The 26,286-nt window shown below is 59.0% G+C and carries 25 protein-coding genes; 10 read left to right on the forward strand and 15 right to left on the reverse strand.

Translation table 11 applies throughout. The features are described from left to right. Window positions 1-5: 5 nt before the first annotated feature. Window positions 6-1,235 (forward strand): peptidase T, encoded by a 1,230-nt coding sequence (pepT, locus tag NWP14_RS05500; protein WP_375214932.1) that lies wholly within the window; start codon window positions 6-8, stop codon window positions 1,233-1,235. Here pepT and tehB read toward each other — a convergent pair. Beyond that, a complete protein-coding gene (tehB, locus tag NWP14_RS05505) occupies window positions 1,232-1,828 on the reverse strand; it encodes a tellurite resistance methyltransferase TehB (protein WP_375214933.1) in 597 nt (198 codons plus the stop codon). The two genes, pepT and tehB, sit on opposite strands and share 4 nt — an antisense overlap. Window positions 1,829-1,830: 2 nt before the next feature. Further along, entirely contained in the window at window positions 1,831-2,829 is a 999-nt protein-coding gene (gene tehA / locus NWP14_RS05510) for a dicarboxylate transporter/tellurite-resistance protein TehA (protein WP_331835312.1), read from the reverse strand. 111 nt (window positions 2,830-2,940) lie between these two features. Here tehA and ydcK point away from each other — a divergent pair, with 111 nt between their 5' ends. Next, window positions 2,941-3,927 (forward strand): YdcK family protein, encoded by a 987-nt coding sequence (gene ydcK, locus NWP14_RS05515; RefSeq protein ID WP_331835313.1) that lies wholly within the window; start codon window positions 2,941-2,943, stop codon window positions 3,925-3,927. Here the strand turns inward: ydcK and rimL are convergent. From rimL to ycaC, 5 genes are all read right to left on the reverse strand, one after another. Then, window positions 3,919-4,497, reverse strand: a complete 579-nt coding sequence (gene rimL, locus NWP14_RS05520; protein WP_095097433.1) for a 50S ribosomal protein L7/L12-serine acetyltransferase — start codon at window positions 4,495-4,497, stop codon at window positions 3,919-3,921. The two genes, ydcK and rimL, sit on opposite strands and share 9 nt — an antisense overlap. A 67-nt stretch (window positions 4,498-4,564) precedes the next feature. After that, window positions 4,565-6,220, reverse strand: coding sequence for a glucan biosynthesis protein D (locus tag NWP14_RS05525; protein ID WP_095097430.1), 1,656 nt, complete (start codon window positions 6,218-6,220; stop codon window positions 4,565-4,567). Between the two features lie 190 nt (window positions 6,221-6,410). Further along, window positions 6,411-7,184: an ABC transporter substrate-binding protein gene (locus NWP14_RS05530; protein ID WP_331835315.1), complete on the reverse strand. Its 774-nt coding sequence runs from the start codon at window positions 7,182-7,184 to the stop codon at window positions 6,411-6,413. Window positions 7,185-7,195: 11 nt separating this feature from the next. Then, the gene (locus tag NWP14_RS05535) at window positions 7,196-8,365 is read right to left on the reverse strand and encodes a pyridoxal phosphate-dependent aminotransferase (protein ID WP_375214934.1); all 1,170 of its coding nucleotides are present in this window, start codon (window positions 8,363-8,365) and stop codon (window positions 7,196-7,198) included. Between the two features lie 144 nt (window positions 8,366-8,509). Then, window positions 8,510-9,133 (reverse strand): isochorismate family cysteine hydrolase YcaC, encoded by a 624-nt coding sequence (gene ycaC, locus NWP14_RS05540; protein WP_375214935.1) that lies wholly within the window; start codon window positions 9,131-9,133, stop codon window positions 8,510-8,512. A 190-nt stretch (window positions 9,134-9,323) separates the two neighbouring features. Between ycaC and NWP14_RS05545 the strand changes: the two genes are divergently transcribed. Beyond that, window positions 9,324-10,220, forward strand: a complete 897-nt coding sequence (locus NWP14_RS05545) for a LysR family transcriptional regulator (protein WP_095097419.1) — start codon at window positions 9,324-9,326, stop codon at window positions 10,218-10,220. Here the strand turns inward: NWP14_RS05545 and NWP14_RS05550 are convergent. Continuing rightward, a complete protein-coding gene (locus tag NWP14_RS05550; RefSeq protein ID WP_375214936.1) occupies window positions 10,159-11,667 on the reverse strand; it encodes a carboxylesterase/lipase family protein in 1,509 nt (502 codons plus the stop codon). The genes NWP14_RS05545 and NWP14_RS05550 overlap by 62 nt on opposite strands. Before the next feature lie 42 nt (window positions 11,668-11,709). Further along, a complete protein-coding gene (locus tag NWP14_RS05555) occupies window positions 11,710-13,053 on the reverse strand; it encodes a VOC family protein (protein ID WP_375214937.1) in 1,344 nt (447 codons plus the stop codon). A gap of 242 nt (window positions 13,054-13,295) precedes the next feature. On the opposite strand from NWP14_RS05555, the gene pcaH reads away from it, so the two are divergent. From pcaH to NWP14_RS05575, 4 genes are all read left to right on the forward strand, one after another. After that, window positions 13,296-14,036: a protocatechuate 3,4-dioxygenase subunit beta gene (pcaH, locus tag NWP14_RS05560; RefSeq protein WP_095097410.1), complete on the forward strand. Its 741-nt coding sequence runs from the start codon at window positions 13,296-13,298 to the stop codon at window positions 14,034-14,036. Next, window positions 14,033-14,653 (forward strand): protocatechuate 3,4-dioxygenase subunit alpha, encoded by a 621-nt coding sequence (gene pcaG / locus NWP14_RS05565; protein ID WP_095097407.1) that lies wholly within the window; start codon window positions 14,033-14,035, stop codon window positions 14,651-14,653. The genes pcaH and pcaG overlap by 4 nt, the downstream gene beginning before the upstream one ends. 171 nt (window positions 14,654-14,824) lie before the next feature. Then, a complete protein-coding gene (locus tag NWP14_RS05570) occupies window positions 14,825-15,748 on the forward strand; it encodes a LysR substrate-binding domain-containing protein (protein WP_095097404.1) in 924 nt (307 codons plus the stop codon). Window positions 15,749-16,097: 349 nt separating this feature from the next. Then, complete coding sequence (locus tag NWP14_RS05575; protein ID WP_375214938.1) at window positions 16,098-18,470, forward strand: membrane-bound PQQ-dependent dehydrogenase, glucose/quinate/shikimate family; 2,373 nt, start codon at window positions 16,098-16,100, stop codon at window positions 18,468-18,470. 124 nt (window positions 18,471-18,594) lie between these two features. On the opposite strand, the gene NWP14_RS05580 is transcribed toward NWP14_RS05575, so the two are convergent. From NWP14_RS05580 to NWP14_RS05605, 6 genes are all read right to left on the reverse strand, one after another. Then, complete coding sequence (locus NWP14_RS05580) at window positions 18,595-19,713, reverse strand: S-(hydroxymethyl)glutathione dehydrogenase/class III alcohol dehydrogenase (protein WP_095097398.1); 1,119 nt, start codon at window positions 19,711-19,713, stop codon at window positions 18,595-18,597. Between the two features lie 24 nt (window positions 19,714-19,737). Further along, on the reverse strand, window positions 19,738-20,013 hold the full coding sequence (locus NWP14_RS05585) for a metal/formaldehyde-sensitive transcriptional repressor (RefSeq protein ID WP_041147608.1): 276 nt from the start codon (window positions 20,011-20,013) through the stop codon (window positions 19,738-19,740). 104 nt (window positions 20,014-20,117) lie between these two features. Further along, window positions 20,118-20,591, reverse strand: coding sequence for a GNAT family N-acetyltransferase (locus NWP14_RS05590; RefSeq protein ID WP_095097395.1), 474 nt, complete (start codon window positions 20,589-20,591; stop codon window positions 20,118-20,120). Window positions 20,592-20,698: 107 nt separating this feature from the next. After that, window positions 20,699-21,226, reverse strand: coding sequence for a cytochrome b561 (gene cybB, locus NWP14_RS05595; protein WP_375214939.1), 528 nt, complete (start codon window positions 21,224-21,226; stop codon window positions 20,699-20,701). A 493-nt stretch (window positions 21,227-21,719) separates the two neighbouring features. Then, window positions 21,720-22,118, reverse strand: a complete 399-nt coding sequence (locus tag NWP14_RS05600) for a hypothetical protein (protein ID WP_375214940.1) — start codon at window positions 22,116-22,118, stop codon at window positions 21,720-21,722. A gap of 545 nt (window positions 22,119-22,663) precedes the next feature. Beyond that, window positions 22,664-23,257 carry a TetR/AcrR family transcriptional regulator gene (locus NWP14_RS05605; RefSeq protein ID WP_375214941.1) on the reverse strand — a complete coding sequence of 198 codons (594 nt, stop codon included), beginning with the start codon at window positions 23,255-23,257 and terminating at the stop codon, window positions 22,664-22,666. Between the two features lie 140 nt (window positions 23,258-23,397). Between NWP14_RS05605 and NWP14_RS05610 the strand changes: the two genes are divergently transcribed. From NWP14_RS05610 to NWP14_RS05620, 3 genes are read left to right on the forward strand one after another with little or no spacing between them, the layout of a single operon-like run. Then, a complete protein-coding gene (locus tag NWP14_RS05610; RefSeq protein ID WP_346431584.1) occupies window positions 23,398-24,453 on the forward strand; it encodes a sugar phosphate isomerase/epimerase in 1,056 nt (351 codons plus the stop codon). Window positions 24,454-24,478: 25 nt separating this feature from the next. After that, window positions 24,479-25,375 (forward strand): alpha/beta hydrolase, encoded by an 897-nt coding sequence (locus NWP14_RS05615; RefSeq protein ID WP_346431585.1) that lies wholly within the window; start codon window positions 24,479-24,481, stop codon window positions 25,373-25,375. Then, window positions 25,365-26,273, forward strand: coding sequence for an alpha/beta hydrolase (locus NWP14_RS05620; RefSeq protein ID WP_375214942.1), 909 nt, complete (start codon window positions 25,365-25,367; stop codon window positions 26,271-26,273). The genes NWP14_RS05615 and NWP14_RS05620 overlap by 11 nt, the downstream gene beginning before the upstream one ends. Window positions 26,274-26,286: the final 13 nt, after the last annotated feature.

Here is a 26,286-nt window from a genome sequence, read left to right on the forward strand (position 1 = left end):
CGACTATGTCATCTCCACTCGCCGAACGGCTCACCCAGCGCTTCTTCCGCTACCTCGCGATCAGCAGCCAAAGCGACCCTCGCGCCACCACGCTACCGACCACCGCAGGACAGCACGAGATGGCCCGCGAGCTGGCGCAGGAGCTGCGTCAGCTGGGCCTGGACGATATCGAAATTGATGAGCATGCGACCGTCACCGCGGTGAAGAGAGGCAACGTTCCCGGGGCGCCGAGGATCGGTTTTATCACCCATATCGATACCGTAGACGTCGGGCTGTCGCCGGATATTCACCCGCAGATCCTGCGCTTCAACGGTGAAGACCTGTGCCTGAATGCGGAAAAAGAGATCTGGCTGCGGGTTGCCGAACATCCGGAGATCCTCGCCTATCCTGGGGAAGAGATTATTTTCAGCGACGGCACCAGCGTGCTGGGGGCCGATAACAAGTCGGCGGTGACGGTGGTGATGACGGTGCTGGAAAGCCTGACGCCGCAGGACCGCCACGGCGATATCGTGGTGGCGTTCGTCCCGGATGAAGAAGTCGGCCTGCGCGGCGCCAAGGCGCTCGACCTTAACCGTTTCGCCGTCGATTTCGCGTGGACCATCGACTGCTGCGAGCTGGGGGAGATTGTCTATGAGAACTTCAACGCCGCGGCGGCGGAAATCCGCTTTACCGGCGTCACCGCGCATCCGATGTCGGCGAAAGGCGTGCTGGTCAATCCCCTGCTGATGGCCACCGAGTACATCAGCCACTTCGATCGCCAGCAGACCCCCGAACACACCGCCGGACGCGAAGGCTACGTGTGGTTTAACGGTATTCAGGGGGACCAAAGCAGCGCCCTGCTGCAGGCCAGCATTCGCGATTTTGACCTCGACGGCTTTAACCGCCGCAAGCAGCAGATCGGCGAGGTGGCGGCCAAAATCGCCGCGCGGTATCCAACGGCAAAAGTTGACTTCCAGGTGAGCGATACCTACAGCAATATCAGCAATGCGCTGGGGGAGGACCGCCGGGCCATCGACCTGCTGTTTACCGCGATGGAGAGCCTGGGGATTACGCCCAGGCCGACGCCGATGCGCGGCGGCACCGACGGCGCGGCGCTATCGGCCAAAGGCCTGCTGACGCCGAACTTCTTTACCGGCGCGCACAACTTCCACTCACGGTTTGAGTTTCTGCCGCTACGCGCCTTTGAGGCCTCTTACCACACCGCGTTCCAGCTCTGCCTGCTGGCGGCGCGCTAGGCCGGTTTCCGCGCCAGCATGGTGGCGAAGCGCAGCTTGATACGATTACCGTTGGCGTCGGTGCGGTGCAGCTCACCGACCTCTTCGTTGTACCTGAGGAACGTCCAGCCGGCGTAATAGCTGCGCAGTTCTTCCGGTTTAAAGGCGAACGGGAAGCCAACGGTACACGGATAATCTTCGGTATCCATCGCCGCCACGATCAGGTTATAGCCGCCCGGCCTGGTGCAGCGCTGCATATTGGCGATCAGGCCGGGGATGGTTTTCGCTTCGAGGAACATCATCACCACGGTGGAGAGAATAAAATCGTACTCGCCGTCGAAGCTCAGGGTATTGAGGTCCTTGATTGCCGACTGCAGGTTATCAATCCCCTCCTGCGCCCGGATGGACTCCAGATTATCGATGCTCGCCGGGTTTTTATCCCAGGCGGTAACGTCATAGCCGTTGGCCGCCAGGTAGAGGCTGTTGCGTCCGTTACCGCAGCCGAGATCCAGCGTTTTGCCCGGCGGCATCAGCGTCGCGGCGTGCACCACTTCGGAGTGGGTGCGGGTCATACCATATTTTTCAGTAAAGTAGTTTTCGTCACGGATAGTCATGCTTAATCCTTATTTTTTAACAGAGTGGCGCGCTCGACGCGGATCAGCAGCTTACCGCGCACCAGCAGCAGGAAAGTGCGAATCAACAGCAGCCCGATAATCAGATTGGTAAAGACGAACAGCGGGATAGCCAAAAAGTGGAAAAAGCCGTTCGGCTGGCTATGCCCAAGATGCAGCCCGGTCGTCGCCAGCGCCGAGATGCCGAACGAGAAGCTCCAGAACGAGGCGTTGAACGGCTGCTGCAGATACCACGGCATCAGCCGCAGCATAAACAGCAGCTGCAGCAGGCCGTAGCCGAACAGCAGCTTAGCGAAGGTGTCCGCCTCCCCGCCGTTGACGCTCAGCCAGGCGCTACAGGCAACCAGCGCGGGCGCCAGCTGAATGCCCAGCGAGGTGCGCAGAGCGGCAGGCAGCTCGCCGTCGCTGCGCAGCCGCTGCAAAATGACCGGCTCCAGGCTCAGCCAGGAGAAAATCCCGGCGCCAAGGAAAACCAGCCCGGCATCGTTAAAGCCCAGCGCGCCGCAGGCCATAGCGCTGATGAAGTTATTGGCCACCGTCGGCAGATACAGACCCGGCGTCGTCGCGTCGCTGGGGTGTCTGCCGCGCCACAGCCCGGCGCTTTGCCAGGCCGAATAGGAGAGCTGCAGCGCCACGCCGACGATAAACAGCCCCAGCGAGAGCGGGCGGCACCACGGCACGAAGCCGATAGAGACCAGCATGGTGGTCGCCGGAAACAGGCTGACGAAGCTGCTGGCGACCGGGTGGCGCATCTCCTGACGCACGCTCCCCGGAAAGCGCACCGCGCGGGTGATAAAAGCGGCCGCCAGCAGCGCCCATATCGTGGCCGCCAGCAGCACCAGGCCATCGCCAACGCTGCGGCTTAGCGGCCAGATAGTGCTGGCATAGCGCCACGCGAAACCCATTCCAATAATGCCCAGAACCATCCCGAAATAGCCAGCAGGTAGATTCAGCACCCGCTGCTCCGACTCTTTTTTATTCATTTTATTTAATTTTTCAATTTATCTTTAAGGTGCATTTTAAAAGAACCTTCAAAAACGCGCTACGGAGATTTTTGCTATGTTTGTGTTAAGCAAAAGTAAAGGGAGCCGCTGATGAATAAATATTGCCTGGGCGCGCAGGTTCGCCAGTTTCACTACCAGCAGGACGGGGTTAAACATAGCGTAAATCTGAGGCAAATTGTGGCCTTACGTGATTTCGCCGACGTCAAAAGCGGCAGCGAGGGCGGCTGGCTGGACGACGAGGCGGCCCTGAGCCAGGAGGGAGAGTGCTGGATCTACGACGCCAACAGCGCCGTTTTCGCCGGCGCGCGGGTTGAAGGCAACGCGCGGCTCAGCGGCACCTGCACCGTCAGCCACTGCGCCCTCATCGGCGGCAATGCCCGGCTGGAGGACGCCCGCGTCAGCCACCACGCCCATATTAGTGACAACGTCACCGTGACCGGTTCCGAGATACGCGGCCACTGCCGGCTGGCCGACGAGGCACGGATCCTCCCCCGCTGCCTGATTATCGCCGCTCAGGGCCTCACCGGCGACGGTGATAAAATCCTGCAAATTTACCAGCGGGCCACGGTCAGCGCCTCGCGGATCGTCCATCAGGCGCAAATTTACGGCGACGCCTTCGTCGAACGGGCCTTTGTTGAGCATCGGGCGGAGATTTTCGACCACGCCCGGCTGGAGGGCAATGAGATTAACGACGTCTGGGTTTGCGATAATGCGCGAGTGTATGACCATGCGCGGCTTATCGCCGGGCGCGAAGAGGATGCCATCCCGACCCTGCGCTACAGCTCGCAGGTGGCGGAAAACGCCGTGGTTGAGGGCAACTGCCTGCTCAAGCATCGGGTGATGGTGGGCGGCCACGCCCGGCTCTGCGGCGGCCCCATTCTGCTGGATGATGAAGTGCTAATTCAGGGCCACGCCTGCATCAGCGGCGACGTGGTGATCGAGCATCAGGTGGAAATTACCGATCATGCGCTGATTGAAGCCAGCAGCGGAGATGCGATTCATCTGCGCGGCCGCAAGGTGATCAACGGCGACGAGCATATTACCCGCACGCCGTTGGCCGGATTTCTGTCACCGTGAATCCTGGCCGGGGTGACAATCGATAATCCGCCCGTAGATATTCTGGTCGTCATAGGAGCCGTTCAGGTATTCAGCCTGCTGCAGACAGCCTTCGAGGGTGAATCCATTGCGCAGGGCCACCTGATTACTTTTGTGGTTGGCCACCCGGCACTTAATCACGAAGCGGCGAACAACGCCGCTGCGCGCATAGTAATCTATAAAGGCCTGCAGCGCCTGTGAGAGCAGCCCCTGCCCCTGATGGCTTTCGTCAATCCAGTAGCCGATATAGGCCGTCTTATTGATCGGTTCAATCTGGTTAAACGACAGGACGCCGACCATCTCATCCTGCAGGAACAGCAGGAACATTTTGGCGTAGCCGCGCTGATGCAGCATGACGTTGCCCTGCACGTGCCGCCGGGTTTCATCTTCGCCGCGCACCTCTGTCGGCCAGCTCAGCGAGTGCTGGAGCCAGCGTTTGTTTTTTTCCACCAGCTGGTGCAGGACGGTGACGTAACGTTCATCGACGGCGCGCAGCACCAGCCGGTCGTTCACGACGATCTCTTCCGCGGCGGGGGTATTTTCTGTGGTCATCGCACTCTCTCACTCACTGCGCGCAGGCCGACCTGCGCGCGTTCGGGCAGGTTGGCCTGCAGGACGGTTACTTCATCACCCGGTCATCGACGTAGCGACGCTCGTCCGCAGCGGGCGGGAAATACTGATACAGCCAGGTTTCGCTGATCGCATCGCCCTGACAGCGCAGGAACATGCGCATCTCTACCGGGTCGGTGGAGTCGTTAGTCGGATACCAGTCGAACAGGATGCGGTAGCCGTCAAACGGTTCGACGTAGAGGATTTCGACCTGCTTCGCCTCGCCGTTAGAGAGGGTGATCACCGGCTCGATGCCTCTCGGCGCCGCGGCCTTCAGGTCTCCACCGACAAAATCAATCGCGAAGCGGCGGGCCCACTTGTCCGGATAGTGCTCGCCCGGCGCCCAGCCTTCCGGGAAGCCGCCCATACCGGTGCGGGTGGCCAGCACGCGGGCCAGCGGCGAACGGACCGGCGGCTGCGCGCTCCAGTAGAGGCGGTAGCTGAAGTCCAGCTCATCGCCCGCCTTGATCGCTTTTTCCGGCTGCCAGAAGCAGACGATATTATCCAGCGTCTCGCCGGTGGTCGGGATCTCCATCAGGCTTACCGCCCCCTTGCCCCACTGATTACGCGGCTCGACCCACAGGCTTGGGCGCTTGTTGTACCAGCCCATAATGTCCTGATAGTGCGAGAAATCGCGGTCGAGCTGCAGCAGGCCGAAACCGCGCGGGTTTTTATCCTGGAAGGCGTTGAACTGCAGCTTCTGCGGGTTGTTCAGCGGGCGGCATACCCACTCGCCGTTGCCGCGCCACATGGCGAGACGATCGGAGTCGTGAATTTGCGGGTGGATGGTATCGCAGGTCCGCCGCTCGTTGTTGCCGCAGCTGAACATGCTGGTCATCGGCGCGATGCCGAGCTGCTTGATATCCTTGCGGGCGTAGATGTGGTTCTCCACATCCATGATCACCTGCGTCTCCTGGCAGTTGATCACAAACTTGTATGCGCCGGTTACGCTCGGGCTGTCGAGCAGCGCGTAAACGGTAAAGACGGTGGCGCCCGGCTTGACGGTTTCAAACCAGAACGAGGTAAAGTCCGGGAACTCTTCCGGCGTGTCGGTAAAGGTATCCACCGCCAGGCCGCGGGCGGAGAGCCCGTACTGGTAAGTGCTGTCCACCGCGCGGAAGTAGCTCGCGCCGAGGAACGCCACGATATCGCGACGCGCCAGCTCCGGCGCTTTGAAGGCGCGGAACCCGGCGAAGCCGAGGTCGGTCTGCCCTACCAGCTGTTTGGTGTCTACGCCGGCATCGTTGTAGTTAAACAGCTCCGGACGGAAGTGAATTTCACGCGCCTGGTGGCTCTGCGTATCGAGGGAGAACATGCGCACCCGGCGGCGAAAGCCCATTCCGACGTGGAAGAACTGGATATCCAGCTGGCGATCTTCGATGTTGTTCCACAGCGAGTGCCCGGCATCGTACTGGATGCTGTTATAGGCCTGCGGCGTCAGATTCGCCAGCGTCGGCGGCAGGTCGCGCGGAGCGCCGCCCCAGGGCTGACGGGAGAGATCGTGGGCCATCCCTTGTAACACGGAGAAGTCAAAGCGGCGCGTCAGCCCATCGGCGATGCCTGATTCTTCAGCAAGCGCGGCTTTTGAGAAAAGAGAGGCGACTCCTGACGTCCCGCATACGGCGGCAACTGCCATGGAAGATTTAAGAAAACGTCTGCGGTTCATGCCTGAGAAAGCGTCCTTCTGTTGTGCCAATTGAGAGGCAACGCGACAAACAGATGCGTCGTGAATTTCGCTCACTCTAGACAAAAACGATTAATAATCCAATTGTTGGCGACAGAAAAAACGTGAAAAAAATATGTCCACCGGACCAGACTGAATTCTCCGCCGGATAAACCGGCGGGAGAATGACGCACTATTTCACGCTGACGTCGATGCCCGGGAAGTATTTCGCCGCCAGCCGGGCGATGGTGCCGTCGGCGCGCACTTTATCAATCGCCGCATCGAGCTGCTTTTTCGTCGCCTCATCGCCCTTGCGCAGACCGTAGCCAATCCCGCTGCCGAGGATCGTATCGTCAGCAACCGGTTTGCCGATAAAGCCAAAGCCTTTGCCCTGCGGCTTGCTGAGGAATCCGGCCTGTCCGGCGGCGGACATCACCAGCGAAGCGTCGATGCGCCCGTTTAGCAGGTCGGCCCACGCCATATTCTGGTCTTTATAGGAGACCACGCTGACGCCGTGTTTTTCCCAATGCTCTTTGGCATAGGTTTCCTGAATCGACCCCTGCAGCACGCCGATGGTTTTCCCCTTCAGCCCTTCAGGAGTGGCCTGCATGCCGCTGTCGGCTTTCCCTACCAGCTGCGACGGGATGCGATAAATCGGCTGGGTAAAGTCGATGCTCTTGCGCCGCTGTTCGGTAATGTTCATCGCCGAGTTAATCGCGTCGAATTTCTTCGCCACCAGCCCCGGGATCAGCGCGTCAAACGAGGTCTCCACCCAGCTGCACTGCAGCTGGGCCGCCTGGCAAATGGCATTTCCGAGATCAATATCGAAACCTTCCAGCTCCCCGGCCGTATTGCGGCTTTCAAACGGCGGATATTCCGCTTCCACGCCGTAGCGTAATTCGCTGGCGGCAAGCGAAGAGAAGGTGCAAATCATCCCCAAAGCGAGGGTAAGGGCTTTTATTTTCATCGTGTGGCTCCTCAACGCGGCTTAACGTGACACAGCGCCTGCGCGCCGGCCCGTAACGTGGCTTCATCTTTAGCAAAAGAGAGGCGAATCAGTTTGTTATCAGTACCATCTGCATAAAACGCCGACAGCGGAATAGTGGCGACGCCGTAGTCGACGATCAGCCTCTTCACCATCTCGCTGTCGCTTTCGTCGCTGAAGTGGCTATAGTCCGCCAGCATGAAGAAGGAGCCGGCGCTCGGCAACAGGCGGAACGGCGAATCCGCCAGCTGCCGCTGAAGCAAATCGCGCTTTTGCTGATAAAACGCCGCCAGCCCCAGCCAGGATTGCGGGTCGGTCATCTGCTCAGCAAACGCGTACTGCATCGGCGTATCGGCCGAAAACATCAGAAACTGGTGGACCTTGCAGATTTCATCCATCAGCGCCGCCGGCGCGACGCAGTAGCCCACCCGCCAGCCGGTCACGTGATAGGTTTTACCGAAGGAAGAGACGATCACGCTGCGCTCCGCCAGCTGCGGATGGGTGGCCATCCCGTGGTGCTGCGCCCCGTCGAAGACCACGTGCTCATACACCTCATCCGACAAAATAACGATATCGGTATTGCGGGTCAGCGCCGCCAGGCGGGCTAAATCATCGGCGGAGAGCACCTGGCCGCTGGGATTATGCGGCGTATTGATAACGATCATCCGCGTCCGCGGCGTGATGGCGGCGGCGACTTCGTCCCAGTCGATGGCAAAATCGGGCACCGTCAGCTTGATCGCCACCGGCGTGGCGCCCTGGAGGCGGACGATCGGCCCGTAGCTGTCGAACGCCGGCTCGAAATAGATAACCTCATCGCCGGGATGCACCAGCCCGCCGATGGCGGAGTAGAGCCCCTGGCTGGCGCTGGCGGTAATCAGCACTTCGTCGTCAACGTGGTAGCGAGTGCCGTAGAGCGCGGCGATTTTCTCGGCGATGCGCTCTTTCAGCACGCGCAGCCCGGTCATCGGCGCATACTGGTTATGCCCTGCGGCCATCGCCCGCGTCACCCCCTCAACCAGCCGGGTATCGCAGGCAAAATTGGGCGCCCCCTGAGAAAGGTTGATCGCATTATGCTGCGCGGAGAGCTGGCCGATTACGCTAAAAATGGTCGTGCCGACATCGGGTAGTTTGGAGCGGGTGGTCACCGGAGTACTGAGACGCATGGTTAATCCTTTCTCATTATATTTGCATAACCATTCAATCTAAAGGTGCTGACGGCGACAAACGAATTGTTGTCATAGTAGCCATGAGCTTTGATCATGGCTGAGGGTGAAGAACGGCCAGCCGCTGGCCGGCCGTGGCAGGAACTACTTGTTGGTTAAGGTGTTAAAGCTGGTCATCAGGTTGCGATAATCCGGGATGCGGTTAGAGAACAGCGTCCCCAGCCCTTCAATATCATTTCTCCAGTCGCGATGCAGCTCACAGGCTGCGCCAAACCACGACATCAGCTGCACGCCGGCCTGCGACATGCGATCCCATGCGGCATCGCGGGTAATCGGATTAAAAGTCCCCGAGGCGTCGGTTATCACGAAGACATCAAAGCCCTCTTCGATGGCCGACAGCGCCGGAAACGCCACGCAAACCTCGGTGACCACCCCGGCGATAATCAGCTGCTTCTTGCCGGTCGCTTTCACCGCGTTGACGAAATCTTCGTTATCCCAGGCGTTAATATTGCCCGGGCGGGCGATATAGGGCGCATCCGGGAACTGCGCTTTCAGCTCAGGCACCAGCGGGCCGTTGGGGCCATTTTCAAAACTGGTGGTCAGGATCGTGGGCAGGCCGAAGTATTTTGCCAGGTCGCCAAGGGCGAGGACGTTGTTCTTGAATTTATCCGGGTCGATATCGCGCACCAGCGATAGCAGCCCGGTTTGATGGTCGACCAGCAGCACTGCTGCATCACTCTTATCCAGACGGACGTACGGTTTAGCCATGATCTTTTCCTCATATCAACATCAGGCGATCCCTGCCAGAGCGGGCGCTCTGGCAGATGCTTGCGCAATAAGGCTGATAGTAGTTTAACCGCGGGCCGCTGATTAGTCGGCGAAAGTGCAACGCATTGTCCCATTCCCGGAACGAAGCGTGGCATACTGCCTATGATCAAAATGCATAGCTGGAGACGACATGTCGCGAAGCGCCCTGCCTTTTAATACCGTCGAGACCTTTCTGGTCACCGCCAGACACCTCAACCTGACCCACGCCGCGCGGGAGCTGTGCCTGACTCAGGGCGCGGTGAGCCGCCAGATTGCGGCGCTGGAGGGTTGGTTCGGTTTTCCGCTTTTTGAACGCCACGCGCGCGGGCTGCGCCTGTCGCCCCAGGGCAGCGCCCTCTACCCGGAGCTCCAGTCGGCGTTTGGCCGCCTGGTGACCGTCGCCGAACAGGCCCGCCAGCAGCAAACGGTGGTGCGCCTGAAGGCGCCGACCTGCGCCATCCGCTGGCTGGTGCCAAAGCTGGTGGCGATAGAGCAGCGCCACCCGGAGCTGCAGATCGCCCTGACCACCACCACCGAACATAGCGTTAACTTCAAAACGGAGCCCTACGATGCGGCGATCGTTTTTGGCACCCATCAAAGCGCCGGCGATCTGCTGTTCGAAGAGGCGCTGACGCCGGTCATCAGCGGCAGCACCCCGTGCGACGCCCGCCTCGACGGCGCGACTTTTTTACATCCGACGCGGGATAAAACCGACTGGTCGCTGTGGCTGACGCAGTTCTCCCCCGATGCGCCGCTGGCGATGCGCAAAAACCAGCACTTCGATACCATGGATCTGGCGATCACCGCCGCCATGCAGGGGCTGGGGATCGCCATCGCCGATGCGACGCTGGTGGCGGAAGATCTGCGTGTTGGCCGCCTGCTGCGCCCTTTCGCCCTCAGCGTGAAAACCGGCGCCAGCTACCGTCTGCTGGTGCGGGCATCGCAGAGCAAAGCCGATGGCCTGGCGCGGTTTCGCGAGGAGCTGGTTAATCCAGAGTCACATGATGGCGCATCACCCGGCGGAACAGCGCCAGCCGCGCGCGCATAAAGCGGTTCTCCAGCCTGAACCCCACCCTTTTATGCAGCCCGATACGCAGCAGCCGGTCGCGACCGCGCCGGCAGGCCAGCCAGCGCACCGGGCCCGGCAGCTCGCTGCAGCCGCTGCCGGCAAGGCGGGCGAAGCTGGCCCAGTAGTCGGCGATCTGCCCCGCAAAGGCCCTATCGCCATCATCGGCATAGCCGCGTACCGGCTCGGCGAGCGCGAGGGTATCGAAGACGTAGGGAACCTCGTCCCCGTGCCACGCCCCGTGCGGATAGGCTTCATCCGCGGCCTGCGGCACGTAGTCGAACCAGTAGCGCCAGCAGGGCTGTCCGACCCGCTGCTGGGCCTGCATCACCACATAGCCAAGAGTGGTGAACGCCATATCCCGGCACACTTCGCGGCCGAGCGCCGCGTCGCCCTTAACGCCGGGATAGAGCAGTTTAATCAGCCCGAGGCCGAAGCGCCGCTCGCGGCGCAGCTTCTGGATCTGCCCGGCAATATCAACGCCGAAGACCGCCATCACGCTGGCCTCGTCGCTGTTCGAGCCGATCAGGACCGGCAGCGGATGCTGACGACCGGCGAAGAAGGTCTCCAGCATCGGCTGCGGCAGCACCGCATCGCCGACGATTGGCGCCGGGCCGATACTCAGCGGCGCGGTAAGCGGCCAGAAGGCCTCGGCGGGGATCGCCCGCAGCTGCTCGGCGCTGGCGTCCGGCAGCGAAAAATGCTCCGCCAGCCGCCGCCCCTTCTCCAGCGCCCTGGCGCGCGGGAGGTCCGGCAGCGTATAGCCGCTTTGGACGATCGCTTTATGGAACAGCCCCTTGGCCTTTGGCGAGACCATCAGCGATAGCACGCTTCGCGCGCCGGCTGACTCACCAAACAGGGTGACGTTTGCCGCATCCCCACCGAAGACGTGGATGTTCTCCTGCACCCACTGCAGGGCGGCAATTTGATCGAGTAGCGCAAAGTTATACACCGGCTCGCCCTCCTCGCCCTCCAGCGCCGGATGCGCGAAGAAGCCGAGATGCCCCAGCCGGTAGTTCACCGTCACCACCACAACCTCCCTGCCCGCCAGCGCCTGCCCATCGTACGGCGGCAGGCTGCCCGCGCCGATGGTAAAGCCCCCGCCGTGCAGCCAGACCATCACCGGCAGCGGCTGGGTGCGGACGGCGGGCGACCAGACGTTGAGATATAAGCAGTCTTCCGAGAAACGGCCGGGATCGCCGCCCCCCAGCTCGCGGCAGTACTCAATGTCCTGCCAGCTGGCGGCGGAGAAGGCGTCGGCCCGGCGAACGCCCTGCCAGCGCGCCGGCGGGCGCGGGGCGCGCCAGCGCAGTTCGCCAACCGGCGGCGCGGCGTAGGGGATGCCGCGCCAGATATGAATCCCCTGCTCAGAGATCCCGGATAAAGTGCCCTGGCGGGTTTTCACCAGCGGCGTAGACGGATTCTGCATGACCTGCTTCCTTTTACGGTTTATGCCAGCAGAGTACCGGTTTCAGAGCAGACCGCAACGCCGTTTACTGCGATCCTCCGCCTGCTGATAGAGCGCAAACTCGTCGAGTACCGGGCAGCCGAGCGCCGCTTCAAAGGCGTCGCGGCTGGCGTTGCCGTGGCTGCGGGCCTGCGTTTCGTTACCCAAATTAGACTGGAAAATCCCCGCCGCGCTCACCGGCAAAAAGTCTTCATAAATAATCGGTTGGGCAATCAGCCAGCCGCGCTCAATCAGCGGCTGCGGATCGTCGCCGGGACCGAAGGCATGGCGGTGGGCTTCCCCCGCCGGCGTCAGCCGATAGCGGAACCACGCCAGCTCCTGCTGGCGCAGCAGAAACTCGCTGTCCGGAAACTGGCTGAACACATCCTGCAGGTGGCGCTGATGCTGGAGGTTGTCCTTTCCGACTCCGGCCTCGTTCAGCAGGCGATCGTACAGCGCCCGCCCCTTCGGCGTCAGCGCGATCCCGCGCTGTTCGATTTCGCCAAAACGCGCGCTGTGGGTGCCCCGATGCTCCCCGGCAAAAATCACCGGCTCCTCCAGCGCTTTAAAGCTGGTCTGGCGCAGCAGGATCGGCACATCGCGGCGCGGCGGGCCTTCGATCAGCGCCTTCGGCACGATGCCGCACTCCGGCATCAGGGCCTGAACCCGGTCGATATCCAGCGTGCGCGGCGTCAGATGATTAATGTGGCAGCCCGGGAAACAGACCACGTCGGCAATCAGCCGATGTTCATTCTGCAGGACGTGATAGGTTTCATCATCTACCGTGGCGTGGCTATGCCAGCGGAACGTCTCCAGCGCCTCGCGCACAAACTCCCGCGCTTCAGCGGGCGTGAAAGCGCCGCTCTCTTCGTGCTGCGCAATCAGCGCCCGACAGCGCGGGGTAAAAATATCGCGCTTAGCCAAAATCTCCGCCGCCCGCTGACGCAGTTCGTCGCTGGCGATCAGCTCCAGGCGCAGCAGCGAGGTAAAAATACGGAACGGGTTACGCGCCAGCGCGGCGTCATCCACGGGGCGAAAGGCGGTGGAATGGACCGGCACCCCGGCCTGGGAGAGATCGTAATAGCTCACGGGGAACATCCCCATGATGGCAAACATACGGCGCAGCGTCGCCAGCTCTTCCGCGGTGCCGACGCGGATTGCGCCGTGGCGCTCAACGTTCAGCCGGGCCAGCTCATCGGCATTCGCCAGCTGCTCGTGCAGCCTGGGATTGTGCTCCAGCACCGCCAGATTGACGTCCGCTACCAGCTCGAGCAGCGTTCCGTACTGCGGAACTTCCTGCTGATACATCGCCGACATAGCCTGTGAAAAATGTTCCCGAATTTCATCAGCCGTGATGGTGTTCGCCATGATGTCTTACCTCCAGTGAATACTTCCTGGAGTGTAGAGAAGGCCTCTCGCGCCAGCAGGAAGAATTTACAAACTGTGATGCGGATAACCTGCCCCTGCCCTTTGCCCGGCGCAGGACATAACCCTGGGTTATGAAACAGACCCTTTAATTTCACTTTAAATTAACAAAGCATTTACACACACTGTTTCTGGCGAAATTAAAACAAGATGCCCTGTACCGAATAAAACGGAGTACGTACCCTATGAACGATAAATGGTCCCCGCGCGAGGTGCTTCATCGCGACTATAACAGCCATCCTCCCGCTTACGCCCCAGGCTACAAAACCAGCGTCCTGCGCTCGCCGCGCAATGCGCTGATCTCCCTGCAGAACTCGCTTTCTGAAATTACCGGCCCGGTGTTCAGCCACGATGACCTCGGGCCGCTGGATAACGACCTTATCCTTAACTATGCCAAAGAAGGCCTGCCGATCGGCGAGCGTATTATCGTGCACGGCTACGTTCGCGACGGCTTTGGCCGCCCGATGAAGAACACCCTGGTGGAGGTCTGGCAGGCCAACGCCGGCGGCCGCTACCGGCATAAAAAAGATCAGTATCTGGCGCCCATTGACCCCAACTTTGGCGGCTGCGGCCGGGTACTGACCGACGAAAACGGCTACTACTGTTTTCGCACCATCAAGCCGGGGCCCTATCCGTGGCGCAATCAGGTCAGCGACTGGCGCCCGGCGCATATTCACTTTTCCCTCTCCGGGGATGCGTGGGCGCAGCGCCTGATCACCCAGATGTATTTCGAGGGCGACCCGCTGATTAAGCAGTGCCCGATCGTCAAAACCATCAATAACGACGATGCCGTTCGCACCTTGATTGCCGAACTGGATACCCATGCCGCCGTGCCGCTGGACTGCCTGGCGTACCGCTTCGATCTGGTGCTGCGCGGCCATCGCGCGACGCTGTTTGAAAACCGCACTCAGGGGGCCGCCCGATGAAAGACTATTTACCAGAAACCGCCTCGCAAACCGCCGGCCCCTATGTTCATATCGGGCTTGCGCCAGAGGCCGCGGGCTTCCACATTTTCGAAAATAACTTTGGCCCGCAGCTCGCCACTGCGGATACCGAGGGCGAGCGTATTACCATTGAGGGCCGGGTTATTGACGGTTCCGGCACTCCGGTGCGCGACGTGCTGCTGGAGATCTGGCAGGCCAACGCCGCCGGACGCTACGCGCATCCCGACGACCGGCAGACCGGCAAAAAGCGCGATCCGGCGTTTCGCGGCTGGGGCCGCAGCTGCTCCGACTTCGCCTCCGGCGTCTGGCGCTTTGAAACTATTAAGCCGGGCGCGGTTGTCGGCCGCGACGGGCGGGTGATGGCGCCGCACGTCAACTTATGGGTGGTGGCGCGTGGGATCAACATCGGCCTCAATACGCGGATGTACTTTGCCGACGAGCAGGAGGCCAACCAAACCGATCCGGTGCTCAACCTGATCGAGTGGGAGGTGCGCCGCCAGACGCTAATCGCCCGGCGCGAAGCGCGCGGCGGCGAAATCGTCTATCGTTTCGATATTCATCTGCAGGGCGAGAACGAAACCGTCTTTTTCGATCTTTGAGGTCATTTTTCCCCCGTTTGCCCCGGCACAGCCCGGGGCATCGTCTTTTTAGCGTCGGCTAAAAGAATTTGTAATATAACAAGAGTAAATGTTAATAATATTTTGCCATTGGGTTATCAAATTTAAACAATATCGCTTGTCACTCATACCGCTCTGTTTTTAGTATCAATTATGGAAAAAAACGTTCTCTTTAGTCAGCGCATTCGCTTGCGCCATCTACACACCTTCGTGGCCGTCGCTCAACAGGGAACGCTGGGGCGTGCGGCTGAAACACTTAATCTTAGCCAACCCGCTTTATCAAAAACGCTGAACGAGCTGGAGCAGCTGACCGGAACGCGGCTTTTTGAGCGCGGGCGGCTTGGCGCACAGCTGACGCTGGTCGGAGAGCAGTTTCTCACCCACGCGGTAAAGGTCCTCGACGCGCTTAATACCGCGGGCCAGGCGCTCAACCGCAAAGAGGGAATGAATCCCGACGTGGTGCGCATCGGCGCGCTGCCTACCGCCGCCCTCGGCATTCTGCCGACGGTCATCGGCCAGTTTCACCAGCAGCAGAAAGATATCACCCTGCAGGTCGCCACTATGAATAACACCATGCTGCTGGCGGGGCTTAAATCGGGGGAGATTGATATCGGCATCGGGCGCATGTCCGACCCGGAGCTGATGAGCGGTCTGAACTATGAGCTGCTGTTTCTGGAATCCCTGAAGCTGGTGGTTCGCCCCGGGCACCCGCTGCTGCAGGAGACGGTGACGCTCAGCCGGGTGATGGACTGGCCGGTCGTCGTTTCGCCTAAAGGGACGATCCCCCGCCAGAATGCCGAAACGCTGCTGCAAAGCCAGGGATGTAAAATTCCCGCTGGCTGTATAGAGACGCTCTCGGCGTCGCTGTCGCGCCAGCTGACCGTCGATTATGACTATATCTGGTTCGTCCCCTCCGGGGCGGTGAAGGACGACCTGCGGCGCGGCCTGCTTAGCGCGCTGCCGGTACCGACTCAGGGCGCCGGTGAACCGATCGGTATTCTGACCCGGGTCGATGCCACCCTCACCTCCGGCGCGCAGATCCTGCTCAGCGCGATTCGAAAATCGATGCCGGCCTGAACCTGGTCCCGGACAGATCGCCGCCTGTCCGGGCAAATCGGTTATCCCTCCCCACCAGACATCGCCCTGTCCTCTCTACGTTTCCCCCCGGCAGGCCGGCGGCAACCGACCGCAGATAGCGCCGTTTGCTTAGCAGCATAATCAATAAGTGCGAAATTATTTATTAACAATTGCGCAAACTTCGGTAACAGATTTATCATTGCCACGATTTCACCATATGGTTCATATGAAATCAAAATCAGCGATCAACCCTCTTTCATGAAGCCATTTATCGCTTCACTCAAAAGATAAACATTAAATTTTTGATTCATTTGGTTCACCCCTGAGAACGGGTGGTTAAGGAGACAACATGACAACGGGTCACGCGCCACGAGGATTCCCCCGGATCCTGAAGTGGCTTCTCGCCGGGCTGATGCTGATAATCGGCCTGGCCATCGGTATTCCTGGCATAAAGCTCGCCACGCTCGGCGGCAGCCTCTATTTCAGCCTGATGGGGCTGGCGATGGTTATCGCCTCCGTACTCATCTTCCGCAACCGCCGCAGCGGCATCCTGCTGTACGCGCTGGCGTTTGTCGCGTCCATTGTTTGGGCCATCGGCGATGCCGGATGGACCTTCTGGCCGCTGTTCTCGCGCCTGTTTGTCTTCGGCGCGCTGGCGCTTCTTTCGGCCCTCGTCTGGCCGTTCTTCTCGGTTAACGCGACGAAAAAAGGCCCGGCCTTTGGCCTCGCGGCGGCGCTGGCGGTCGTGCTGGCCGTCAGCTTCGGCTGGATGTTCAAGGCGCAGCCGCTGGTGAGCGCCACCGAAGAGGTACCGGTTAAGCCGGTTGCCGCCGGCGAACAGCAGAAAAACTGGGAGCACTGGGGCAATACTACCCACGGCGATCGCTTCGCCGCGCTGGATCAGATTAACAAGCACAATGTTAATCAGCTGCAGGTGGCGTGGGTCGCCCATACCGGGGATATTCCGCAGAGCAACGGCTCCGGCGCCGAAGATCAGAATACCCCCCTGCAAATCGGCGATACGCTGTATGTCTGCACCCCTTACAGCAAGGTGCTGGCGCTGGACGTTGATAGCGGCAAGGAAAAATGGCGCTACGACTCAAAGGCCACCGCGCCAAACTGGCAGCGCTGCCGCGGGCTCGGCTATTACGCGGACGGTGTGGCCCAGTCGGCCCCGGCGGCTGACGTTCAGCCCGCCGCCTGCTCCCGTCGCCTGTTCCTGCCGACAACCGACGCGCGCCTGATCGCCATCGACGCCGATAGCGGCAAACCGTGTGAAGAATTTGGTGAACACGGTGTCGTCGACCTGAGCGTTGGAATGGGTGAGATCAAAGCGGGCTACTACCAGCAGACCTCGACGCCTCTGGTGGCCGGGAACGTGGTGGTGGTCGGCGGCCGCGTGGCGGATAACTTCTCCACCGGCGAGCCTCCGGGCGTGGTACGCGCCTATGATGTCCACAGCGGTAAGCTGGCGTGGGCATGGGATCCGGGTAATCCAAACCTGACCGGTCTGCCGCCGGAAGGTCAAACCTACACGCGCGGTACGCCTAACGTCTGGTCAGCGATGTCCTATGATGCGAAGCTGAACCTGATCTACCTGCCGACCGGCAACGCCACGCCGGACTTCTTTGGCGGCGAGCGGACCGCGCTTGACGATAAGTACAGCTCGTCAATCGTTGCCGTCGATGCCACCACCGGCCAGGTGCGCTGGCACTATCAGACGACCCATCACGACCTGTGGGACTTTGACCTGCCGTCGCAGCCGCTGCTGTACGACCTGCCGGATGGTAAAGGCGCTACTACCCCGGTACTGGTACAGACCAGCAAGCAGGGCATGATCTTTATGCTCAACCGCGAAACCGGTGAGCCGGTTGCCAAAGTGGAGGAGCGCCCGGTTCCGCAGGGCAACGTCGAAGGCGAGCGCTACTCGCCGACCCAGCCCTACTCCGTCGGCATGCCGATGATTGGTAACGAAACGCTGAAAGAGTCGGATATGTGGGGCGCCACGCCGGTCGATCTGCTGATCTGCCGTATCGCCTTTAAATCCATGCGCCATCAGGGCATTTTCACCCCGCCGGGCGAAGACCGTTCATTGCAGTATCCGGGTTCGCTGGGCGGCATGAACTGGGGCAGCGTGTCGGTCGACCCGAATAACGGTCTGATGTTCGTCAACGATATGCGTCTCGGCCTGGCAAACTATATGGTGCCGCGCGCCAAAGTCGCCAAAAATGCCAGCGGGATTGAGATGGGTATCGTGCCGATGGAAGGCACGCCGTTTGGCGCAATGCGCGAACGCTTCCTGTCGCCGCTGGGCATTCCATGCCAGAAGCCGCCGTTCGGTACGATGTCGGCAGTGGATCTGAAAAGCGGGAAGCTGGTGTGGCAGGTGCCGGTCGGTACCGTTGAGGATACCGGCCCGCTGGGGATTCGGATGCATATGCCAATTCCAATCGGCATGCCGACGCTCGGCGCATCGCTGTCTACTCAGTCCGGCCTGCTGTTCTTCGCCGGCACCCAGGACTTCTACCTGCGGGCGTTTGATACCGCCAGCGGTAAGGAAATCTGGAAATCTCGTCTGCCGGTCGGCAGCCAGTCCGGTCCGATGACCTACGTTTCGCCGAAAACCGGCAAGCAGTACATCATCATCAACGCCGGGGGCGCACGTCAGTCGCCGGATCGCGGGGACTATATCATCGCCTACGCGCTGCCTGACCAGCAGTAAGCACGGAGTCTTGTCACACTCATACCTGCCGGTGAAGCCACCGGCAGGTATTTTTTTGCCTCAGCGAAGCGCCTCTGACGATCGGCGTCGGCACTCGCAGGCGCGTTGTGCCTGCTGCCGGTGATTACTGGTCGCCGAAATGAATAACGGTACGGATTGATTTACCTTCGTGCATCAGGTCAAACGCTTCGTTGATCTGATCCAGCGGCAGGCGGTGGGTGATAAACGGATCGAGGCGAATTTTCCCCGCCATCGCGTCTTCAACCATGCCCGGCAGCTGGGTGCGCCCTTTGACGCCGCCGAATGCGGAACCGCGCCATACGCGGCCGGTTACCAGCTGGAACGGCCGGGTTTTAATCTCCTGGCCCGCACCGGCAACGCCGATAATCACGCTCTCGCCCCAGCCTTTATGACAGCACTCCAGCGCCGAACGCATGACGTTGACGTTGCCGATACACTCAAAGCTGAAGTCCACGCCGCCGTCGGTGAGCTCAACAATGACGTCCTGCACCGGCTTTTCGTAATCACGCGGATTGACAAAGTCGGTCGCGCCCATCTCTTTGGCGAGCGTGAATTTTTCCGGATTGGTATCGACCGCCAGAATGCGCCCGGCTTTCGCCTGTACCGCGCCCTGAATAACCGCCAGACCGATTCCGCCGAGGCCGAATACCGCTACCGTATCGCCCTCTTTCACCTTCGCGGTGTTGTGAACCGCACCGATCCCGGTCGTCACGCCGCAGCCCAGCAGGCAGACTTTCTCCAGCGGAGCCTGGGGGTTAACTTTCGCCAGCGAAATCTCCGCGCAAACGGTGTATTCGCTGAAGGTGCTGGTGCCCATATAGTGATAAATCGGCTCGCCGTTGTAGGAGAAACGGGTGGTGCCATCCGGCATCAGGCCTTTGCCCTGGGTGGCGCGAACCGCCTGGCAGAGGTTGGTTTTGCCGGATTTACAGAATTTGCACTCGCCGCACTCGGCGGTGTACAGCGGAATAACGTGATCGCCCGGCTGCAGGCTGGTCACGCCTTCGCCGACTTCAACGACAATGCCGCCGCCTTCATGCCCCAGCACCGCCGGGAACACGCCTTCCGGATCGTCCCCGGAGAGGGTAAAGGCATCGGTATGGCAGACGCCGGTGTGGGTGATCTTGACCAGCACTTCGCCTTTTTTCGGCGGCGCGACGTCAATCTCAACGATCTTCAGCGGCTGGCCCGGGCCAAACGCGACTGCTGCACGTGATTTCATAAGGGTCTCTTCCTTCGTCATGATTTATTTTAAGTAGGATCGTAGCAGATGGCCGACTTCCGCCATTCGTATCGCTCTTTGGTCAGGGGTGGTTTCGCCGCTTACCAGCTCATCCTGGAGATGAATTTCCACCATCTCCCCCATCAAACCGTTGGTTGCGCCGCGAATTGAGGCGATCTGCTGCAGAATTGTCATACAGGACTCGCCGGACTCCAGCGCGCGCTCAAGCGCCTCGACCTGCCCGCGAATACGGCGCACGCGGCTCAGGGCGCGTTTTTTATCTTCAGGTGAATGTGGCACGGTGACGCCCTCCATATCATATAGGGGGGTATACTATATTTAATTAAGCAATATGGCAAATTGAAACGCCGCTTTAACCGTAGCACAGCGGCGCAGTTTTGGGCTCAGCTCAGCTCCAGCATCATATCCACACAGCGTAAATCAGCATTGGCCAGCTTTGATGGCAGCCATTTTTCACCGAGCGCCACAAAGCCGTGGCGCAGATAGAAACCGGCGGCGTTGGGCGTGGCTTCCAGCGTGATTCGCGTCAGCCCCCGGCGACGCGCTTCAGCGATTATCGTCGTCACGATAAGCCCGGCGTAACCTTTACCGAAGCACTCCGGGCGGGTAAAAATCGCCTCGACGCTGCCGGCGCGAAGGTCGAGATAGCCGGTCGCTGCCGCGCGCCCGTTCGCCTCTTCGATCACATAAAAGGGGTTGTCGCGCACCGCATGGCGATAGCCTTCCGGCATCAGATCCGGCGTCCAGGCCTGCAGAACCTCGGCGTCATAGCTTTCACGACAGCCGTGGCGTATCGCCTGATTGCGGATTTCCCATAGTGCTGGCGCTTCATCCGGCGCGGCAAGTCTGACTCTCATCTTTATCCCCTCTTCCCGTTGGTGCGATCAGATGTATCACAGTCCGCGGTAAAAGAAATAAAAAACCCCGCACAGGGCGGGGTCTGAACGTAGAAAGCTAATCACAGCTAGCGCTTGCGCGGCATCATGCGCAGCAGCGTATTGTCTTTCCAAAAATAGTGATGCATCAGCGCGGCCAGCGCATGCAGGCCAACGACAAAGTAGCCGGTATTCGCCAGCAGGCTGTGTACGCCCTTCAGCGTATCCACCAGCTCAAAATTACTTTGCGCCGCAAAGGGCATCGTCAGGCCAAACGCATACCACGGGTTGCCGCGGTTATACATCATGACCATGCCGACGATCGGTAAGGCGATAAACAGCAGATAGATAACCAGATGCCCCAGGTGCGCGAAACCGGTCATCATCGGCGATGGCTTCGGCACAATCGGCGGTGCGGGAGATTTCAGGCGCACCAGCAGTCGTACCACCATCAGTACGCAGATGGAAATACCGCAGGATACATGAATCATGTTAATCAGCGGCCGGTCGCTGCGAGGGAAAAAGCCCCGCAGCTCCATAGCGGCATAGGCGCCAACCACTAATAAAAATACCAGCCAGTGGATGCCTATCTGCAGGCCGGAGTATTTATCGCGCATGGGAAAACCCTTAACAAAAGTGTGATGCCGACAACATAACGGCCTTTTATTAAAAATTCATTAACTTTTACGTACTTATAAGAAACAATCGCGAGGAATCATGCATTTAGTGGCAATACAAGAAGTTAAGCTGTAAGGCTGAAGGAGATTGTTGGTCGTTTGCGGCGTTTTTAACGCCCTCAAAAGCGCCCCTAAGATACTTTTCGCCCCCCAATCCCCCCTAAAATACGACCTATTTTCGCCATCAAACTCACGAGTTTCGGGAAGATTTTTATGTTTGAACACATGTAAGTATCCAGAGCATAATCAGATTAAGACCATCTGGACCGTGGACCTGGTTATTTCTCGTTAACGGCTACCTGGGCCGGGCATTCTTCTGTACGAGTAAAATCTCACTCAGTTCCCGTTACGGTAACGGTAGATTTCCGCAAAAGATGATTAAGCATACCGTCACCCCAAATCAGGGCGACTGTAATTTCATAGATACATTCACTTAACTATTCTTGTGATAAAATGAAAGAATTTTATCGCCCAACTTCTTACTGTCCAAAGGCATTTTGAAGCCATTTTCAGTATTAAGCTTCCCCGCAATATAACTATCAATCAGCAAATCAGAGTTGAAATATATGCGCAAGTGATTCCCGATATTTTCTTCTATTATGCCATTTAACGCCAGAGAACAATTTCGACTATTTTTTAAACGCACGCTCAGCGAGTAATATTCTTTTGAATCAAACATATAATTATTCATCACCAAAGATGAAATACACTCTTCTTTTAAGGTGAATGTCTTATTATTTGATTCGTAATTGAGCCCTTTTTCTGCACAGAATGCAAATTTCGCAAAAACAAGACAGAACATGCCAAGTGTTACTTTCCCAAACATGGCCATATTTACTCTCCTTAGAATTATCTCCTGAGTTAAGACTCTCGTAAGACAGATGGCCCCTAAAACTTAGCATAATGGGGACTGCCAGGGGAGCAGAAAGCGCTTTCACTGTCATTCTGGGGAATTATGAGTAGAGATCCAGTTCAATTTTACGCTCGCGGGCGGCGGACTGCCGCGCACGCTGCGCGGTCTTTCTCTCGAATGCTGATTTAGCCAGTCAAAGCCCGTTCAACACACGCTCTCCCCATGAGAATGTTAAAAATTTAAAGGTAACCCAAAAACCCCTGCTCCCCTCCTGGCACATCTGATTACCAAACATTCTCGTAGGCACGCAGTGATATGGATTGTCGCGGTACACACCGGTTTGCGGCATGGGGTGCTTCGGCTTGAGAAGATATCAACCTTCAGACAGGAGAGATTAACATCAGCAAAAATAAGACCAATGATGTTGATCATCTACTCACGGCCGCAGATATCCATCCGCGTGCGCAGCTACGCGAGGGAAACTTGCCGTTCGCCTGCTTCACGCCATTGCCAACGAAAATAACTTAATCTGTATATGGTAGTGCGGTCAGCGCCACATTAGCCGCCGCCAGCAATCGCGATTCGGCAACACCATCGCGAGCCTGAACCGACAGGCCGTGCAAAAAGGCGGCGAAATAATCGCCAATGCTGTCAGCATCGGTAGTGGCAGGCAGCTCGCCGCTATGCACCGCCTGACGCAGCCGGTCGATAATCTGCTGCGTGCGCTGGAGACGATGCTGAGCCAGCCAGGTTTTGATGTCGTTATTTTCCACGCTGACGCTGGCAGCGGAGGCAACCACCATACATCCTTGCGGCAGGTCCGGTTGGCAGTAGAGGCGCACAGCATCCATCAGCAGCGTTTTGATTGCCTCCCGCACGTTGCCCTCGGCGGCAAAGGCGCGATCCGCGAAGCCCCCTTCCTGATTTTCGTAGTCAGCAATCGCTTCCCGGAAAAGCTGTTCTTTTGAACCGAATGCCTTGTAAATACGCGCGGAAGCGATGCCCAGTTCCGCCACCAAATCCGACATTGACGTCCCTTCATAGCCCTGTCGCCAGAATAGATTACGCGCTTTCAAAAGCGCCAGTTCACGATCGAATTCGCGCGGTCTGCCTGCCATTACGTTGCTCCAGTTGGTCCGATATTTAGCGATCAAGGATCGCTTAAATCGTTGAGATTACCAACGCATTTATAATTTTGCTTGCGGTTATCCGTTTTTACTCCTATTGTTTGTCAATCGACAAACAATAGGAGTTTACGATGAAAACCCTCAAAGGTCCAGGCCTCCATCTCGCTCAGTTTAGCGACGAGGTCGCCCCGTTCAACAGCCTGGCTGCGATTGCCCAATGGGCCGCAGAAACCGGTTTTAAGGCATTGCAAATCCCGGCATGGGATCGGCGTCTCTTCGACGTGGCAACCGCGGCGGAAAGCCAGACCTACTGCGACGATCTGACCGGTATGCTGGCGGAACACGGTCTGGTAGTCAGCGAACTGACCAGCCATATCTTCGGCCAGCTGATGGCGGTACATCCGGCCTACGACAGCTTATGTGACAGCTTTGCGCCGTCCGAGGTACACGGCAATCCGCAAGCCCGCGGCGAGTGGGCCCGGCAACAGCTGCTGATGGCCGTCAAAGCCTCCGCGCGCCTTGGCCTCAGCGAACTGGGCACCTTTTCCGGCTCGCTGGCCTGGCCTTATCTGTTTCCGTTCCCGCAGCGTCCGGCCGGGCTAATCGAAACCGCCTTCGACGAGCTTGCCAGGCGCTGGCTGCCGGTACTCAACGCCTGCGATGAGCAGGGTATTAATCTGTGCTATGAAATCCACCCGAGCGAAGATCTACACGATGGCGTGACGTTCGAAATGTTCCACCAGCGGGTGGGCGAACATCCCCGCTGCCGGGTACTTTTTGACCCGAGTCATATGGTGCTACAGCAGCTCAACTACCTGGAATTTATTGATATTTATAAGGACGTCATCAATATGTTCCACGTTAAAGACGCCGAATTTAATCCCACCGGCCGTCAGGGGATCTACGGCGGCTATCAATCATGGATCGATCGCGCGGGCCGCTTCCGCTCATTAGGTGACGGTCAGGTTGATTTCAAAGCCATTTTCGCGAAGCTTGCGCAATACGATTACGCCGGCTGGGCAACGCTGGAGTGGGAGTGCTGCCTGAAGAATCCGCTGGACGGAGCCCGGGAGGGGGCAGAGTTCATCAGCAACCACATTATTCACATCACCGATAAGGTGTTCGACGACTTCGCCGGCGCGCCGGTAAATCCTCATCAAATCAAAAAATTACTCGGCATACGCTAGGCCAGAATATTTAAAGGAATCCCTCATGGAACAACAATACGGCGAGATCCTCTACGCGGATCTTGAGGTGCAACACGTCTATCCTAAGGTCAACGGGCAGCGCATCCACTGCGCCGTGGCGGGAAAAGGTCAGCCGGTACTGCTGATACCCGGCTGGCCCCAGACCTGGTATACCTGGCGCTACGTCATCCGCGCGCTTGCCGACGCCGGTTTTCAGGCGATCGCCGTTGACCCTCCGGGCATCGGCGATTCCGATAAGCCCCATGGCGGTTACGATACCGGAAGCGTTGGCGCCGTGCTGCACGCAGTCATGGCGCAGCTGGGGCATACGCGCTACAGCCTGGTGGGCCACGATATTGGCATGTGGATTGGCTACGCCATAGCGAGCGATTTTCCGCAGGCGATTGAGCGACTTGTGCTGACAGAAGCGGTGATCCCGGGGCTGGCCCCTGCCCCGTCGATTTTTGTCGCGCCGGAAGAGAATATTTTCCTTTGGCACTTCATGTTCAATCAGCTGGCCGATTTACCGGAAACCCTGACCTACGGCCGTGAATCACAATATCTCAGCTATATTTTCAACCGCTGGTCTCATCGCCGCGATCGGGTAGCCGCAGAGGTTTATATCGCCGCCTATTCTGCTCCGGGCGGGCTGCGCGCGGGCTTCGATTACTATCGCGCGATCCCGGAGACCATTCGGCAGAACCAGCTCCGCAAGCAAGTGCCTTTAACAATGCCGGTGCTTACGGTGGGAGCAGAATATGCAACGGCTGATGCGCCGCTGGCAACGCTGCAGGGCAATGCTCACGATCTGCGCGGCGAGACGGTGGCCGGGTGTGGTCATTTTATTACCGAAGAGTGTCATGAGGATTTTATCGGGCTGATCGTCCCCTTTCTTTCAGAGGAGACTCACTATGCCGCTTGATCCGCATATTGCCGGCTTCCTCGCCGCTTCATCGCAAAGGAGCGCATCGCCGCCAGCGTCGCTGGGCGAGATGCGCGCGGCCGCTGAAGCCGATTTGCTTCAGCTACAGGGAGAGATGGAAATCAACGATGGCTTCAAAGATTATGTCGCCATCGTTGATGATGGCTACGGTATTGCCCTTCGCGCCTATACGCCCGTTGGCTTAAATACTGAAACCGCGCAGCCAGCGATGCTGTTTGCTCACGGCGGCGGTTGGTGTCTGGGATCGCTGGCGCTGTACGATCGGCCTTGTCAGGCATTGGCCAATGCCACCGGGCGGATAATAGTGTCAGTGGATTACCGGCTGGCGCCAGAGCACCCATTTCCGCGACCGTTAGAGGATGTTTATCAGGCGCTATGCTGGGTTTACGCACAGGCGCAGCGTTTGGGCATCGATAGCAACCGCCTGGCGGTGGGCGGCGATAGCGCCGGCGGGAATCTCGCGGCGGCAACCGCGCTACTGGCGCGGGATCGCGGCGGTCCTCGCATTGAGCATCAGCTGCTGCTGTATCCGGCGTTAAGTCGCGATATGGCAACCGGGAGCTATCGCGAGTTTGCTGAGGGCTATTATTTAACGCGTGATGCGATGGCATTTTGCTGGCACAGCTATCTGGGAGAACGCCGTCATCCTCATGCCGAACCGCTGCACGCGGCTTCACTGCGCGGTTTGCCGCCGGCAACCATCCTGAGCTGCGAATACGATCCGCTGCGCGATGAGGCCGAACGGTATGCGCTTCGGCTGCAGGAAGCTGGCGTAGCGGTACGCTGCGAGCGACTGCCGGGCATGGTGCACGCCTGCATTCATATGTCAGGATTGACCCCTGCGACGCGTCGGCTGTTCGAGCTGGCGAGCAGTTAAGGAAATATCAGCT

Source organism: Klebsiella sp. C349492, assembly GCF_042055345.1.
In the GTDB taxonomy this organism is placed as follows: Bacteria; Pseudomonadota; Gammaproteobacteria; order Enterobacterales; family Enterobacteriaceae; genus Klebsiella; species Klebsiella scottii.

What these genes read in the sequence shown, in the direction of transcription:
- pepT (WP_375214932.1), top strand. Translation starts at nt 6, where the DNA reads ATGTCATCTCCACTCGCCGAACGGCTCACCCAGCGCTTCTTCCGCTAC.
- tehB (WP_375214933.1), bottom strand. Translation starts at nt 1,828, where the DNA reads ATGACTATCCGTGACGAAAACTACTTTACTGAAAAATATGGTATGACC.
- tehA (WP_331835312.1), bottom strand. Translation starts at nt 2,829, where the DNA reads ATGAATAAAAAAGAGTCGGAGCAGCGGGTGCTGAATCTACCTGCTGGC.
- ydcK (WP_331835313.1), top strand. Translation starts at nt 2,941, where the DNA reads ATGAATAAATATTGCCTGGGCGCGCAGGTTCGCCAGTTTCACTACCAG.
- rimL (WP_095097433.1), bottom strand. Translation starts at nt 4,497, where the DNA reads ATGACCACAGAAAATACCCCCGCCGCGGAAGAGATCGTCGTGAACGAC.
- NWP14_RS05525 (WP_095097430.1), bottom strand. Translation starts at nt 6,220, where the DNA reads ATGAACCGCAGACGTTTTCTTAAATCTTCCATGGCAGTTGCCGCCGTA.
- NWP14_RS05530 (WP_331835315.1), bottom strand. Translation starts at nt 7,184, where the DNA reads ATGAAAATAAAAGCCCTTACCCTCGCTTTGGGGATGATTTGCACCTTC.
- NWP14_RS05535 (WP_375214934.1), bottom strand. Translation starts at nt 8,365, where the DNA reads ATGCGTCTCAGTACTCCGGTGACCACCCGCTCCAAACTACCCGATGTC.
- ycaC (WP_375214935.1), bottom strand. Translation starts at nt 9,133, where the DNA reads ATGGCTAAACCGTACGTCCGTCTGGATAAGAGTGATGCAGCAGTGCTG.
- NWP14_RS05545 (WP_095097419.1), top strand. Translation starts at nt 9,324, where the DNA reads ATGTCGCGAAGCGCCCTGCCTTTTAATACCGTCGAGACCTTTCTGGTC.
- NWP14_RS05550 (WP_375214936.1), bottom strand. Translation starts at nt 11,667, where the DNA reads ATGCAGAATCCGTCTACGCCGCTGGTGAAAACCCGCCAGGGCACTTTA.
- NWP14_RS05555 (WP_375214937.1), bottom strand. Translation starts at nt 13,053, where the DNA reads ATGGCGAACACCATCACGGCTGATGAAATTCGGGAACATTTTTCACAG.
- pcaH (WP_095097410.1), top strand. Translation starts at nt 13,296, where the DNA reads ATGAACGATAAATGGTCCCCGCGCGAGGTGCTTCATCGCGACTATAAC.
- pcaG (WP_095097407.1), top strand. Translation starts at nt 14,033, where the DNA reads ATGAAAGACTATTTACCAGAAACCGCCTCGCAAACCGCCGGCCCCTAT.
- NWP14_RS05570 (WP_095097404.1), top strand. Translation starts at nt 14,825, where the DNA reads ATGGAAAAAAACGTTCTCTTTAGTCAGCGCATTCGCTTGCGCCATCTA.
- NWP14_RS05575 (WP_375214938.1), top strand. Translation starts at nt 16,098, where the DNA reads ATGACAACGGGTCACGCGCCACGAGGATTCCCCCGGATCCTGAAGTGG.
- NWP14_RS05580 (WP_095097398.1), bottom strand. Translation starts at nt 19,713, where the DNA reads ATGAAATCACGTGCAGCAGTCGCGTTTGGCCCGGGCCAGCCGCTGAAG.
- NWP14_RS05590 (WP_095097395.1), bottom strand. Translation starts at nt 20,591, where the DNA reads ATGAGAGTCAGACTTGCCGCGCCGGATGAAGCGCCAGCACTATGGGAA.
- cybB (WP_375214939.1), bottom strand. Translation starts at nt 21,226, where the DNA reads ATGCGCGATAAATACTCCGGCCTGCAGATAGGCATCCACTGGCTGGTA.
- NWP14_RS05600 (WP_375214940.1), bottom strand. Translation starts at nt 22,118, where the DNA reads ATGGCCATGTTTGGGAAAGTAACACTTGGCATGTTCTGTCTTGTTTTT.
- NWP14_RS05605 (WP_375214941.1), bottom strand. Translation starts at nt 23,257, where the DNA reads ATGGCAGGCAGACCGCGCGAATTCGATCGTGAACTGGCGCTTTTGAAA.
- NWP14_RS05610 (WP_346431584.1), top strand. Translation starts at nt 23,398, where the DNA reads ATGAAAACCCTCAAAGGTCCAGGCCTCCATCTCGCTCAGTTTAGCGAC.
- NWP14_RS05615 (WP_346431585.1), top strand. Translation starts at nt 24,479, where the DNA reads ATGGAACAACAATACGGCGAGATCCTCTACGCGGATCTTGAGGTGCAA.
- NWP14_RS05620 (WP_375214942.1), top strand. Translation starts at nt 25,365, where the DNA reads ATGCCGCTTGATCCGCATATTGCCGGCTTCCTCGCCGCTTCATCGCAA.